Below are 13751 nucleotides of genomic sequence, written 5' to 3' on the forward strand. Positions count from 1 at the left end.
ATTTACATGCTTAATAACAGCACCTGTTTCTAAAGGCCAACTATATTATGCGTTTCTGTGAACTTATTAATTATGCAGCAATTGTTTATACAACCCATAATTCTCATCATCAAAACAAACAAATATTACTTTTTCAACAATCTTGTTATCAATCAAAAATTCCTTGACCGTAGATACGGCGATTTCGGCAGCTTTATCTTTCGGGAAACGATAAATACCGGTACTGATATTTGGAAAAGCGATAGTGCGAACACCATTTTCGGCGGCGAGTTTCAGGCTGTTCAGATATGCAGAGCGAAGCAACTCCAACTCTTTCGGTTTTCCGCTGTTATAAACCGGCCCAACCGTGTGGATCACGTACCTGGCAGGAAGTTTGCCCCCGGTTGTAATCACGGCTTCGCCTGTTTTACAGCCACCCTGGCGGGCTACTATTTTACGGCAATCGTCCAATATAGCCGGCCCACCTGCCCGGTGAATGGCGCCATCAACACCGCCGCCACCCATTAACGAAGTATTTGCGGCATTAACAATGGCATCAGCTTCAACTTGGGTGATATCGCCCTGTATAAGTTCAATATTTGGTTGCATGATAATTTAAGTTAAAACCCGGGGTAACCGGTTTTGTTGACTTTTATATGTAAAGCTGCACCATTTTACGCCAGTAGCGGGCGCGGTGGGCCTCCTCATGCCATATGTAAAGGTCGTTTTTAATACCCTTGGCATTCAGTACCGAACTGAGGTATTTGTTATCTTCCAAAAAGGCGTCCTCCTCGCCTATTACAATAACAATATGGAGCCGTTTAAGCGCATTAATGATATCGGGGTTGCCCAGATTGGGCATAAACTGGTTGGGCATATTGAAATACACATTCTCATCGCGGTAACCGTCAAGCAGATCGCGAAAATTACCCATAGTTTGCGTTACATCATAACGACCACTCATGCCTACCACCTTTTTAAATAAATGCGGATGTTTAAAAGCTGTGGTTACCGCGTGGTAAGCCCCCATGCTGCACCCGGCCGAGATGAGCGCCGTACCTGGGTTGTTTTTCTTCATAAAGGGGATCACTTCCTGCAAAATATACTGCTCGTACTGCAGGTGCCGCTCAATGCGGTGGTGCGGGTGGCTGTACTCGTTGTAAAAACTTTCCCTGTCAATACTGTCAACGCAATAAATCTGCAGGTGACCAGCCTCAATCTTCCATTTCATGGCTTCGATCACCTTCCAATCTTCATAATCATAAAAGCGGGCTGTGCGGGTTGGAAAAAATAAGACAGAGGCACCGGAATGGCCGAAAACCAGCATTTCCATATTGCGTTGCAGGAAGGGACTGAACCACTTGTGGTACTCTCTTTTCATCTTTTAAGCCGCCGAAAGATGATAAATGGCTGTAAACCCTGTATTAAGTTAATTTGATACTTTGCAGCATCCGCTGTAAAACCGCGTTCTTCCACAAAGCGTACCCGGCGCTGCTTAAATGCAAACCGTCTTTATCATAATATTCCCTCACCGGCCTACCCGAACCATCCATCATCTGGTTAAATATATTTACAAACTGCCAGTTTTTGTGGCGATGTATAATTTCATTTTCAATAAGGCTATTGGTATACCTGTATTTATCCACAAGCGGCCAGCGGGCAATGCTGGGTTTTAATGATATAAAATAACAGGGGATATCGCCAAAAAGCCGGGCTACCTCATCGGTAAGCTGTTTAAAAAATATAAAAACTTCTTCGGGGTTACGACCGTCGCCCAGGTCATTATCGCCCGCATATATCACCATCGCTTCCGGGTTGTATGAGTGCATAATGCGCTCAAAAAACCATACACAGGCAGCAAGGGTAGATCCGCCAAAGCCAAGATTAACGGGCTGAAACTCTTCAAAATCAGTATCGAGCGTTTCCCACAACCTGATAGACGAACTGCCATAAAAAATTACACGCGGAACGTAGTTAAGTTTTGTTCGTTTAATTTCCAGTTGCTTAACGTCCTCTTCGTACCAGATCATATCACTTTTTAATAGGGCAATTCAATTTCAAAGCGCTAAAGATAACATTATAGGCTTGCAATAAAATTGTTTTAACAAAAGAATAACGCTAAACATATCATATTTTTACGCTTCACCTGCAACATCTTAACCTTGGCTGCGGTTTCAAATCAGCCCTCATCCGCCAAATTGTTATTTAAACCCACACGATCAACCGGTAACGAAACCCTGTGCGCACCAGCGTAAATATTAAACTGCGAAGCACTCAAAAGCCCTATCAACGTTATATCAAATTCTTTAGCCAATTGTATGGCCAAACTTGAAGCAGCGCCAACAGCCACTATAATGCTGATACCAGCCATTGCGGCTTTTTGGACAAGCTTAAAGCCAACCCGGCCACTTAATAACAGTATGGTTTGTTTCAATGGCAGCCAGTTATACATCATAGCAGCGCCAATGATCTTATCCAAAGCGTTGTGCCTGTCAATATCCTGGCGTAACAACAATAACTCGCCCACGGGGGTAAACAACGCGGATACATCCAGACCTGCCGCGTCATCCAATACACGCTGATGACGGCGCAGGATATCAGGGATCTGGTAAAGCAAAGCGCCATGCAAAACCGTATCATCAGGTTGACCGGCGAAGGGACTAATCGTACGGATTGCGCTGACTGCGTCTTCGCCGACAGTAGAAAAATTGAAACCGGTGTTTTGAAAATGCGGCTCTGTTTCAGGGGCAAGGCTCAGCAAAATGGCATTCCTGTTATCTTCGGTACCGGCAGCAGAAATATGCCTGGCCGATTGAACATCGTCTGCATTTTTGATAACCGCCTCCGTAAATAAAAACCCGGTTGCCAGTTCAGCATCATGCCCGGGCGTACGCATCATTACTGAAATTTTTTGTATCACCCGTTTGTCTACAGGGCCGTATTCCAGTTTTATTTCCAGGGGTTCTTCAATGGCAATCTTAGCATCCGTACGGGTACTTTGTGTATGGTTCACTTTTACAATAGGTATAATTTGTGTGGATGCCGACATAAATCAAATATACAACTAAGTTTTTGGAGCTTGTTTACCTAACACCGGCAGGTTGGTGCAACCTGCCTGAAAACCTGCGGCGAAAAATGTTGTTCATTAAATTAAATTGCAGCCCTGTTTTTATGGGCTAATTTGAATATTTTTGACATATGAAGATCAACGTATTGGCTTTTGGAGTGGCTAAAGATATTTTTGGCAGCGGTGAGGTTAGCCTGGAAATGAGCAACGATGCAACCATCTATAATTTAAAATACCTGCTCGAGCAACAATACCCGCGCCTTAAACAGCTTTCATCATACATGGTAGCGGTTAATAACGAATATGCCCTGCCCGGCGACACCATTCATGAACGCGACGAAGTAGCGATTATCCCGCCTGTAAGCGGAGGTTAATGATTCCGTCTGGATAGCTTATTTTAAGAACTGATACACTGACTGTCAAAAAACATCTACCTAACATCAGCACCCGGCTTATTTTGAATACGCAAATATTATTATCGGCGCAAACGCTCAACATCCAATCGTGTATCGAATGGACCATGTCTGCGGAATCAGGTGGGATAGACGTATTTATAGGCACGGTGCGTAACCAAACCAAGGGAAAAAAGGTTTTAAAGCTTGATTTTGAGGCTTATGAACCCATGGCCATCAGCGAGATGTATAAAATTGCCGCCCGGGCTTTTGAGCGCTGGCCCGTTCAAAAAATTTTGATCCATCACCGCACCGGCTTATTGCAAGTTGGCGAAGTACCGGTTATCATAGCCGTTTCCGCAGCCCATCGCGACGCCGCTTTTGAAGCCTGCAGATACATTATTGATACACTCAAACAAACCGTACCCATCTGGAAAAAGGAAAGTTTTGAGGATGGCGATGTTTGGGTGGCAGCGCATCCGTAGGTGAGAGATTGGAGATCAGTGATTCGAGGTTAGGGGAAGTCCCTAATCTCGAATCTCCAAAAAACAATCGCTGATTACTTAAAACTTCCCAACCCGCCTTCTAACGAGAATACATCTGCTTCGGGAATATGCTTCAGAATCAGTTTAACGCCCTCATTGCTTCTTTTGCCCGATGAACAATACAGCACCTTGGTATTGGCGCTGGTAAAATAAGCCATGTATTTTTCCAGTTCATCAAGCGGGATATGTGTTCCGCCTATATCGAAAGCATCGCGTTCCTGCAGGGTGCGTACATCTATCAATTCGAGGGTGTCATCATGCAGCATCCTTTCTTTCAGATCAGCAGCGTTAATGCCAGGGATAGCAATAGTTGCCTTTAAGCGCCTGATGTGCGTTTTGGTAACCGGACCCATTTTAAAAATTCGGCTCTGCATCGATTGCGCATCAAAAATCAGCACCTTACCGGCCAGCAGATCGCCGGTTTTGGCAATGTATTTAATCACCTCGTTGGCTTGCATAGCGCCAATAATACCGGCCAGGGTAGGGATCACGCCGCCTTCGGTGCAGTTCGGAATCTGCGTTGCATCCACCTCCGGAAACAGGTCGCGGTAATTTGGCGACCGGGTGCCTTTACCTAAGTCTATATTCCATACAGCAACCTGGCCCTCAAACTGGTAAATAGCTCCATACACCAGGGGCTTCCCGCTTAAAACACAGGCATCGTTAAGCAGGTAGCGGGTTTCAAAATTATCGGTACCATCAAGTACGATATCATAACCGGCTATAATTTCCATCACATTATCAGAGGTTACCTTTTGTGTATGCGCAACCAGCCTGATACCGGGGTTTTGCTGTGCCAGTTTCACGCAGGCAACTTCAGCTTTATTTTTACCCTCATCTGCCGGGGTATATAATACCTGCCGGTGCAGGTTGCTGATGGAAACGGAATCATAATCGGCAATGCCGAGGGTACCCACGCCTGTTGAGGCAAGATATTGCCCTGCCGGGCAACCTAAACCACCTGCGCCTACTATCAATACACGGGCCTGCCCTATTAAATTCTGCGCTTCCCGGCCAAAACCCGGCAGGGCTATCTGGCAGCTATATCGTTGTAAATCCTCATTCATTAGCGGCAACTATTTTATTGTGGATCATCGGTTTTATTTTTTCAAGGTCTTCGGGCGTGTTTACATTGGTTAACGTCGAAAAATCCGGGGCGTTAAGTAATGTAATATCACTATTGATCAAAACCTTGCGCGGACAAGAGTATCCCTGCGCCAGGAAGGATAACAAAACAGGATAGCTTTTAGGCTCCCATATGGCAATCAAAGGTTCGGGAAAACCTGTAGCCGGACTATGATAGGCCGTTGCTACGGACGAACTGTTGCGCCAGGCTACAAGGTTTCGCAATGTGGGCTCATCCATTAAAGGCAAATCGCAGGCTATCACCAGCCACGCGGCATCCGGCTGCTCCCTGAACGCGGAGAGGATAGCACCATATGGCCCCAACCCCGTGAAAGTATCTTCAATAACAGGATAGGGAAGCTCTATTTCCTGCCGCTGCCCTGGCCTGCCGGATATATAAACTTCGCTGCAAAAACTTTTCAACATATCGGCCAGGTAATAGCGCTGTTGCTTACCATGCCACATCGCCGCTCCTTTATCAAATCCCATCCGTGTGCTTTTACCGCCCGCAAGCACCAAGCCGTTTAAAACCGGCTTAGCCAACTTTAACGCCTTTTCAAAAAAAGCGATAATATTTTCCGAATCGTCAACCTTCAACACAGGGATCTGTTGCCAGTTGAGGATGGACTCCCGGATAAAAGCGGGAATTTCATGAGCGTTATCTGCGAGCAAGAACAACTGTACATTGGTTAGCTGTTCAACCCGTTTTTGAAGGGATGCTGTTTTATTGCTATCAATGATCACCACCTGCCTTGAGGCTTGCTGATGGTTACCGTTTACCAAAATCAGATCGGCAGAGGAAAATTGCTGTTTGATCTGGTACGGAAAAACCGGGTTGGGATAATTGAATTGCTGATGATTGATCTGGTCGGTATACTCTAATGATGCGCCGGTAGCTAACCTGCCGGGCAACGAAGTAAAATCATCATGGTGTGACGTATCCGCATAAGCGCATTTGTAAACAGGCGAAAGCGCCCTGATCACCTCATCGGCCAGTAATTTGATAACCGTACACGGGCCACCTAAAATTGCCCACTCATTTCGCCCGAAATTGCCGGTTGAAGGTTTGGCCAGTTTGGCATGTTTAAGATGCCCTTTTTCTGTTTCATTCTGATCGCTTAAAATCACGTTTACCTCCTGTTTTTGCTATCAGCCTGGTTTCTTTTATCACTATATGATGGCTCATGGCCTTACACATATCATAAATGGTTAGCGCGGCTATTGAAGCGCCTACCAGGGCCTCCATTTCCACGCCAGTTTTAGCGGTAATACTTGCTGTACAATCAACCACCACTTCCTGTTGTTCGTTAATTTGGATACTGATATTACAGTTATCTAAACCCAACGGGTGACAAAGCGGAATCAGATCGCCGGTTTTTTTTGCGGCCATGATACCGGCAATAATAGCCGTTTGAAAAACAGGGCCTTTTTTTGATTGCAGTTCATCGCCCGATAAAAGCTCAAAAACTTCGGGCGGCAAAACCACAATGCTGCGCGCGGTAGCTGTGCGGTGTGTAACCGGCTTCTCCGTTACATCAACCATATTTGGGTTGCCTTGTTTGTTTATGTGGGTTAACATTTTTTTTCTGGGATTACACCGATTGATATGGTGATTACACCGATTTCTTTTTAGGTGTTTTTTTGATTTTATGTCCTTCTGTCTTTAGGGTTTATTTGATCATTTAATCTACCATTTTATTCATTCATTATCGTGATTAAACCACTGAAATTATCTTTCTGATCTTCGAAATCATCCAAAAAAATCTGTGTAATCATTTTTTAATCGTTAAATCCCAAAAAACTAATCAGTGAATCTCCAAACTCTAAATACCTCCCCTTTCTTAAACTCACTCCTTTCCATGGGTAACTCTAAAAAAGCTTCGGTATCGGCTAAATTAGCAAAATCGCCAGATCCATTCCCTTCAACGGGTATGGCTATCAGTTGGGCCTGCTCATTGGTTTGTAAAGTTACCTGTAAAAAATATCGCAATTCTGGCTTAAAGGTAAAATCATTACCTAAAGCCGCATAGGTTACTTTTTTTGCCGGTAATCCTAACGTAGCGTTAAGCCATGTTAAAAAATACCGGTGCAGACACATAAATGTGGCTACGGGATTGCCGGGAAAGGCAAACACCAACGCGCCACTCTGGCCATGCCTTCCAAACCAGAAAGGTTTGCCGGGCCGCTGGGCTACTTTGTGAAACAGTTTTTCTACACCCGAATCTTCCAGTGCCTGCGGGATGTAATCAAACCGGCCCATCGAAATTCCGCCGCTTAACAGCAGTACATCATAGTTTTGAATACAGTTGCTGATCTTTTGTCTGGTGATAACAGGGTCATCGGGAATGTGCAGGAGATCGGCGTTTATATTGTGCTTTTTAAGTACTGCCTTTATGGTGTAACTGTTTGATTTACGGATTTGGAAGGACGATGGCGTTTCGTCGACATCAACCAGTTCATCGCCAGAAGATATGATCATTACCCTTGGCACCGTTTTTACCAACAACTGGCTTTTACCTATTGATGCCGCTAAACTGATTACGGCGGGGCTTACCACCACACCGGCCTTAGCCACCATGTCGCCTTGCTTTTTATCCGCGCCCCGTAAATGCAGGTTCTGCCCCTGTTTCATTTCCGCCGGAAGCAACGTTGCCTTACCCTCACTAATTTCTAAGTCTTCGTAACGAATAACGGTATCTGCCGACAAGGGCAATACTGCGCCGGTCATGATCTCGATACATTCGTCCTCTTGCGCTAACTCAACCGGCTTTTCACCGGCTGCCTGCGTAGCCTTAATCCGGAATATTTTGATACCCTTTTTAACAGACGCGTATTTTAAAGCTATGCCATCCATAGTAACCCGGTTAAAGGGTGGCAGGTCACGGTCAGCTTTAAGGTCTTCGGCCAGTACATAGCCCAAAGCCTGCTCAAACGGGAGCGTTTGGGTACCATACTCTCTTACTTGCGCAAGTACCAATTTTTCGGCTTCGGCAACGGTTATCATTTTTTTAATTTTAGTTTGCTGTTTACCCGCCAATAGTAGCCATAGATTCGTGGATGCCTGTTCTTGGCTCCCTTTTTCGCTCCGCCTCCCAGCCATCTTTTGGCCTGTGCTTAAAAGCATCCCCTAATATATCCTGTAATTTGTCGTCGGCCACACCCTCTCTAAGCAAATCCCTTACATTAAGTACTCCGTCATCGTACAAACAGGTTTTTAACTGCCCCTGCGGAGTGATCCGGATCCGGTTACAGGTACCGCAAAAAGTACGCGAATAAGCTGCTATTATACCTATACTACCTTTATGACCGGGTACCTGGTAATTATAAGCGGTAGACCAGGCAGGGTCGTCCAACTTGCTGATATCGGGATAAACTGTTTTAATTTCGTTCAAAATACGTACATAATCCCAACGCAAACCATCATAAACGTGGCCATCGCCGTTAAAAGGCATTTCCTCAATAAACCTCACATTTACAGGTAGGTTTCTGGTCAGTTCAACCATAGGTAATATATCCTGGGTGTTTTTGCCGTCCATTACTACCGCGTTAATCTTTACCTCCATATCATGGTACAGCATCGTTTCTAATGCGGTTATGACATTGGCGAACTCATCCCGCCGTGTTATGGTAAAAAAGCGATTGGCATCCAGCGTATCCAAACTCAGGTTTACCGATTTTACGCCTATCTTTTTTAATTCGGGTACGTATGGAGCCGTTAATACCCCATTGGTAGTTATGCTAAGTTCCTTTAAACCTTCAAGTTCTGAGATAGATGCAAGCAACTGCATAATATCCTTACGCGCAAAAGGTTCACCACCGGTAATACGGATTTTTTCGATGCCCATATTTACCATTACCCGGCAAACCCTAAGCATTTCGTTATAGGTCATCAGTTCAGCACGTGACAGCCAGTTGAGCCCCTCCTCGGGCATGCAGTAAAAGCAACGCAGGTTACATTTATCTGTTACCGCGAGGCGCAGATAGCTTATCGGTCGGCCGTGGTTATCAATCAGCAAAACAATCTCCTTTACCTTGTAAATTTAAGCAATAAACGTATGCCATACATTAAAGTTTATGTACATGAAAGGTAAAGGTAAACGTTAACCTTGTAGATTTTTGTTAACGAAATGTATTTTTACCGGGATATGTGTCCCGCCAAATTCAAAGTTTAACCAATAAGTAATTTATAAAAACCAAAACATTACCAACAACAATCCCAGGCATTAAAAAAATCAATTTATTATCGATTAACGCACGTAACTATAACTTTAATTAAACATTTACCGTAATAAAGACATGTCTGCTATATAGCACTATAAACGGGAAGCCCCCTGAGCCCGGATTAAAGGAAAATTTTAAAAAAGCGTTTGCAGCATTGTGCCAACCGCGCAGGATGATGAACGCAGCACATCGGCCTAACTAAACAATTTATCAATGACAGGGATCATTATTTTAGCAGCAGGCGCCTCAAGCCGCTTCGGCTCGCCAAAGCAAAACCTTATCTACCAGGGTAAAACCCTGTTACAGCGTGCTGTTCAAACGGCGCTAACCTGCCTGCATTGTCAAAAAGTTATTGTGGTGCTCGGCGCCAATGAAACGGTGATCCGTCCTAACCTATCTGAACAAGCAGTGCATATATGCTATAATAACGATTGGCAGGAAGGCATGGCCTCATCTATACGCTTGGGCGTGTCAGAAATGCTGCGGTTGCAACCACAGGTAACATCCGTTATTTTAATGTTGTGCGACCAGCCATTTGTCGATCCCTTTTTAATATCACAATTAACCGATAAAAAAGAGCATAGCGACTGCGGCATTATAGCCAGCAGCTACCGGGATGTAGTTGGCGCCCCGGCACTATTCGACGTTAAATATTTCCCCGAACTACTCCGGTTAAAAGGACAGGAAGGCGCAAAAAAAATCATCGGGGCACACCCCGATGATCTATTAACTATTCCTTTCCCTTTGGGGGCTATTGATATTGATACCACCGACGATCTGGAAAGACTAAACCAGGTCGGCTGATTTTTATTGGGCCGAAGCTACAAGCTTATTCACGCTACGGTAAACAAACTCGTTAAAAATATGCCTGCGCGCAAAACGGCCGGGCGAATCGGCATTAACCAGTTTGGTGTAAACTGCACGGGGTACGTCAAAATATTCGTACACGTTGCCATCCAAAAACTCAACTTTCAATACCTGCTGTTTGTATTCAAAATCGGCGATGTTTGATTGCGTAGTGGTTGCGGTGTATTCGGCAAGGGTTTGGGCGCGGGTTTCGGGAGCTATACTTACCAAAAAGTGATAAGCTTCGATAATGGTTTTGCTTTTTTCTTCAGCTTCAACCCTACCCTCATCCTGAAACCTGTCGGGATGCCAGGTTTTCATGAGGCTTTTATATACTGACCTTAATTCGCTTAATTCGGCTGTTTCGGTTACGCCTAAGAGTTTCCTGTAGTCGACAATTTTTTTCATGCTGATTTTGGGGTATTTCCGTTGAAAGACAGCTGTGTAAATTGTAAAATACTGACTTTTAGAAAATAACGGCGCAAAGGTACGCTTTTTAAACGAGGAAAAATCAGGAGATTAATTATGGTTTTGTTAAGGGATTGTGAGGGAGCGAGGAGGATAAGGAACCGGCCGTGAAGACACGGCCTTGCGGAGAAGTTGTAACTTCAATTACTCCCCACGAGGTCGTGTCGTCACGACCGGTTGTCGGTAATCGCTAATAGATACATTGCCTTATAGGGAAAATTCATTTACGTATCCCATAACGCCCATCCAACTCCTTCATGGTTACATCATCCAACCTTTGCTCTAAAAGTCCTCTTATTTCTAAATAAATATCTCGCTTCACCCAAGTATGCATGGCCTGTAAGGTTTCCATCCTATCGCCTAAATGCTCATAAAAACTCACGCCGGCGGCATTCCACAAATCCTTCGATTTTTGGTTGAAACACCATTCGGCAAAATCATAAACACGTTTTAGCTGAATTATATCATTGGTTTGATGCGCAACCACGGTGCCTGGGAGTAAATGCATAAATACGCTGTAGATTGAAGCTTCAGGGTCTTCAAACTCTTTTTTAAAATCAGGCAGGCATTCTATTGCTCTTCTTCTCCAGGCACTCATTCAAACTTATATATACAAGTTACTTATTTTATAAAAAAACAAAAGTCCCGCCGTTGGGCAGGACTTAATTGATATCTCCACACAAATTATTTCACTACCGAAAACTTGTAAATAGATTGCGTTTTATAAGTATCGCCCGGCTTCAACTCGGTTGATGGAAATTGCGGTTGATTAGGCGAATCAGGAAAATGCTGTGTTTCCATCGCGAACGAGGTACGGTATTCATCTTTAATGCCGCGTTTCATCACGTTTTTAGCCTGCATAAAGTTACCGCTATAAAACTGTAAGCCCGGCTCTTCGGTAAATACTTCCATTTTGATGCCGCTTTTATCACCGATAACCGTAGCAATTGGGGTAGCCATGTCATGCTTGTTTAATACAAAGTTATGATCATAACCTTTACCGTCTTTCAACTGTACATTATCCTCGTTAATGCGTTTGCCAATAGTTTCAGGTTTGGTGAAATCAAAAGGTGTACCGGCAACCTTCTCAATTTTACCTGTTGGAATCAAACCTGCATCAACCGGCAAATAAGCATCAGCATTAATTTGCACCAGGTGATCCAATATTGTTCCGCTGCCTTCGCCGTTCAGGTTAAAAAAGGCATGGTTAGTTAAGTTAACTACGGTTTTTTTATCAGTTGTAGCCTCGTACTCACATTTAAACGAGTTGTCATCAGTAAGGCTGTAGATAACTTTAACATTCAGGTTACCGGGGAAGCCTTCTTCCATATCTTTCGACAGGTAAGTAAGTTCAACCGTTGATGAATCGATCATTTTGCCATCCCAAACCACTTCCTGAAAACCGTGTTTACCGCCGTGCAGCATATTTGGCGCATTGTTGATTGACGACTGATAATCCTTGCCATCTATTTTAAAGTGTCCTTTAGCAATGCGGTTACCATAGCGGCCAATAGTAGCGCCGTAATAACGCTCGGTTGATTTTTCAAAACCCTCCACATCATCAAAACCCAAAACTACGTCGGTCAGTTTGCCGTTTTTATCGGGCACTAAAAGGCTTACTACGCGGCCACCGTAATTGGTGATGGTAGCGATAGCGCCATTTTTGTTTTTAAGGGTGAACAAATGAGTTTGTTTTCCATCGATTGTTTTTTCGAATGCCGATGCTGTTGTTTGGGTACTATCCGCCATAGTAGTGTTTTTCTGTGAGGTTGAATTTTGATTACAAGCTGCCAAATATAGGCTACACGCCGGTAAAATTGCTAACGAAATGCCTTTAAATAAATTTCTCATAAATGGCCTGGTTATAGTTTGGTTTAAAAATAGCGCTTTTTCATTTACTCCCTCGCTTTGTAGTGTACCTCGCTTAAGCCCCTTAACTTCTCCGCGGCAAATTCAGCAGTGATATCGCGCTGCGGATTGGCCAGCATTTCATAACCTACCATGAATTTTTTTACCGTTGCCGAACGCAGCAGCGGCGGGTAAAAATGCATATGCCAGTGCCAGTAAGGATGATCGCCCGAGTTAACCGGCGACTGGTGCATACCAGCCGAATAAGGGAATGAGGTTTCGAACATGTTATCGTACCTGATGGTCAATCGCCTGATGGCATCGGCCAAAGCAACTTTTTCCTCGTCGGTAAAGTAAAGGATACTGGTAACATGCCGCTTACTGATAATCATGGTTTCATAAGGCCAAACGGCCCAAAATGGCACCAATACCGCAAAATGTTCGTTTTCAAATACCACGCGGTCTTGTTTTTTCAATTCAAGCGCCAGGTAATCGGCCAGCAGGCTGGTACCTCTTTGCTCAAAATGCAGTTTTTGCTGCTGGGTTTCTTTGGCAACTTCAACCGGTAAGCTGTTTTGCGCCCAGATTTGCCCGTGCGGGTGCGGATTGCTGCAGCCCATAATATCGCCTTTATTTTCAAAGATCTGGATGTGTTTGATCCATGGATATGAAGCCAGGTCCTGAAATTCGTTTTGCCATACGTCAACCACCTTGGCAATCTCTTCGGTGGTCATTTGCGGCAGGGTGAGGTCGTGCCTTGGCGAAAAGCTGATTACCCTGCAAATTCCTTTCTGGCTGTTGGCTACCAGTAACTCATCCTCATTTAAACCACCATCAGGGGTGTTTAATAATAATGATGAATAATCGTTGGTGAATACAAAGCTGCCCTTGTAATCTGGATTTTCGCTGCCATCGGCGCGTTTATTGGTTGGACAAAGGTAGCAGGCCGGATCGTACTGCGGACGATCATCTGCCTGTACAGCCTCAACCTTGCCCTGCCACGGGCGTTTGGTACGGTGCGGCGATACCAGGATCCAGTCGCCTGTTAAAATGTTTAACCTACTGTGAGGATGCTCTTTTAAGTCGAAGTTTGTGTCCATAGTTTTTAAAATCAGGTAATAATTGGCTATACATGTAAGGCAGACAGTTATACCTTAACGATTTCAAAGGTGGCAAAAATAAATGTAAACATTACATTTAAAATAGCATTTTTTAAATAAGTAGAAATGGTAGAAAGATTGAGACGATTTGTGGAAGAAA

The 13751-nt window shown here is 44.3% G+C and carries 16 protein-coding genes; 3 read left to right on the forward strand and 13 right to left on the reverse strand.

Annotation, left to right across the window (positions count from 1 at the left end):
* Positions 1 to 66: 66 nt before the first annotated feature.
* From LX99_RS09905 to LX99_RS09920, 4 genes are all read right to left on the reverse strand, one after another.
* On the reverse strand, positions 67 to 588 hold the full coding sequence (locus LX99_RS09905) for an O-acetyl-ADP-ribose deacetylase (RefSeq protein ID WP_109607744.1): 522 nt from the start codon (positions 586 to 588) through the stop codon (positions 67 to 69).
* A gap of 43 nt (positions 589 to 631) precedes the next feature.
* Complete coding sequence (locus LX99_RS09910) at positions 632 to 1360, reverse strand: esterase family protein (RefSeq protein WP_022829775.1); 729 nt, start codon at positions 1358 to 1360, stop codon at positions 632 to 634.
* Between the two features lie 43 nt (positions 1361 to 1403).
* On the reverse strand, positions 1404 to 2009 hold the full coding sequence (locus LX99_RS09915; RefSeq protein WP_109607745.1) for a GDSL-type esterase/lipase family protein: 606 nt from the start codon (positions 2007 to 2009) through the stop codon (positions 1404 to 1406).
* Between the two features lie 149 nt (positions 2010 to 2158).
* A complete protein-coding gene (locus tag LX99_RS09920) occupies positions 2159 to 3028 on the reverse strand; it encodes a formate dehydrogenase accessory sulfurtransferase FdhD (RefSeq protein WP_109607746.1) in 870 nt (289 codons plus the stop codon).
* A gap of 149 nt (positions 3029 to 3177) precedes the next feature.
* Here LX99_RS09920 and LX99_RS09925 point away from each other — a divergent pair, with 149 nt between their 5' ends.
* Together LX99_RS09925 and LX99_RS09930 are read left to right on the forward strand one after the other, a co-directional pair.
* A complete protein-coding gene (locus tag LX99_RS09925; protein ID WP_022829772.1) occupies positions 3178 to 3420 on the forward strand; it encodes a MoaD/ThiS family protein in 243 nt (80 codons plus the stop codon).
* 83 nt (positions 3421 to 3503) lie between these two features.
* Complete coding sequence (locus tag LX99_RS09930) at positions 3504 to 3923, forward strand: molybdenum cofactor biosynthesis protein MoaE (protein ID WP_245927886.1); 420 nt, start codon at positions 3504 to 3506, stop codon at positions 3921 to 3923.
* A gap of 74 nt (positions 3924 to 3997) precedes the next feature.
* Here the strand turns inward: LX99_RS09930 and LX99_RS09935 are convergent, their stop codons facing one another.
* From LX99_RS09935 to moaA, 5 genes are all read right to left on the reverse strand, one after another.
* Positions 3998 to 5050, reverse strand: coding sequence for a HesA/MoeB/ThiF family protein (locus LX99_RS09935; protein ID WP_109607748.1), 1053 nt, complete (start codon positions 5048 to 5050; stop codon positions 3998 to 4000).
* Complete coding sequence (locus tag LX99_RS09940; protein ID WP_211318992.1) at positions 5043 to 6236, reverse strand: NTP transferase domain-containing protein; 1194 nt, start codon at positions 6234 to 6236, stop codon at positions 5043 to 5045. The genes LX99_RS09935 and LX99_RS09940 overlap by 8 nt, the downstream gene beginning before the upstream one ends.
* Positions 6214 to 6687: a cyclic pyranopterin monophosphate synthase MoaC gene (gene moaC, locus LX99_RS09945; RefSeq protein WP_109607749.1), complete on the reverse strand. Its 474-nt coding sequence runs from the start codon at positions 6685 to 6687 to the stop codon at positions 6214 to 6216. The genes LX99_RS09940 and moaC overlap by 23 nt, the downstream gene beginning before the upstream one ends.
* A 222-nt stretch (positions 6688 to 6909) precedes the next feature.
* Positions 6910 to 8112, reverse strand: coding sequence for a molybdopterin molybdotransferase MoeA (locus LX99_RS09950; protein WP_211318993.1), 1203 nt, complete (start codon positions 8110 to 8112; stop codon positions 6910 to 6912).
* 22 nt (positions 8113 to 8134) lie between these two features.
* Positions 8135 to 9124, reverse strand: a complete 990-nt coding sequence (moaA, locus tag LX99_RS09955; RefSeq protein ID WP_109607751.1) for a GTP 3',8-cyclase MoaA — start codon at positions 9122 to 9124, stop codon at positions 8135 to 8137.
* A gap of 418 nt (positions 9125 to 9542) precedes the next feature.
* Here moaA and LX99_RS09960 point away from each other — a divergent pair, with 418 nt between their 5' ends.
* Positions 9543 to 10133, forward strand: coding sequence for a nucleotidyltransferase family protein (locus LX99_RS09960; RefSeq protein ID WP_109607752.1), 591 nt, complete (start codon positions 9543 to 9545; stop codon positions 10131 to 10133).
* 3 nt (positions 10134 to 10136) lie between these two features.
* On the opposite strand, the gene LX99_RS09965 is transcribed toward LX99_RS09960, so the two are convergent.
* The 4 genes from LX99_RS09965 to LX99_RS09980 form a co-directional block, all read right to left on the reverse strand.
* Complete coding sequence (locus LX99_RS09965; protein ID WP_109607753.1) at positions 10137 to 10583, reverse strand: KTSC domain-containing protein; 447 nt, start codon at positions 10581 to 10583, stop codon at positions 10137 to 10139.
* 280 nt (positions 10584 to 10863) lie between these two features.
* Positions 10864 to 11241: a DUF7674 family protein gene (locus LX99_RS09970; protein WP_109607754.1), complete on the reverse strand. Its 378-nt coding sequence runs from the start codon at positions 11239 to 11241 to the stop codon at positions 10864 to 10866.
* An 86-nt stretch (positions 11242 to 11327) separates the two neighbouring features.
* On the reverse strand, positions 11328 to 12392 hold the full coding sequence (locus LX99_RS09975) for an aldose epimerase family protein (RefSeq protein WP_245927887.1): 1065 nt from the start codon (positions 12390 to 12392) through the stop codon (positions 11328 to 11330).
* A 146-nt stretch (positions 12393 to 12538) separates the two neighbouring features.
* Complete coding sequence (locus tag LX99_RS09980; RefSeq protein WP_109607756.1) at positions 12539 to 13591, reverse strand: UDP-glucose--hexose-1-phosphate uridylyltransferase; 1053 nt, start codon at positions 13589 to 13591, stop codon at positions 12539 to 12541.
* Positions 13592 to 13751: the final 160 nt, after the last annotated feature.

It is taken from the genome of Mucilaginibacter oryzae (assembly GCF_003148845.1).
Classification (GTDB): domain Bacteria; phylum Bacteroidota; class Bacteroidia; order Sphingobacteriales; family Sphingobacteriaceae; genus Mucilaginibacter; species Mucilaginibacter oryzae.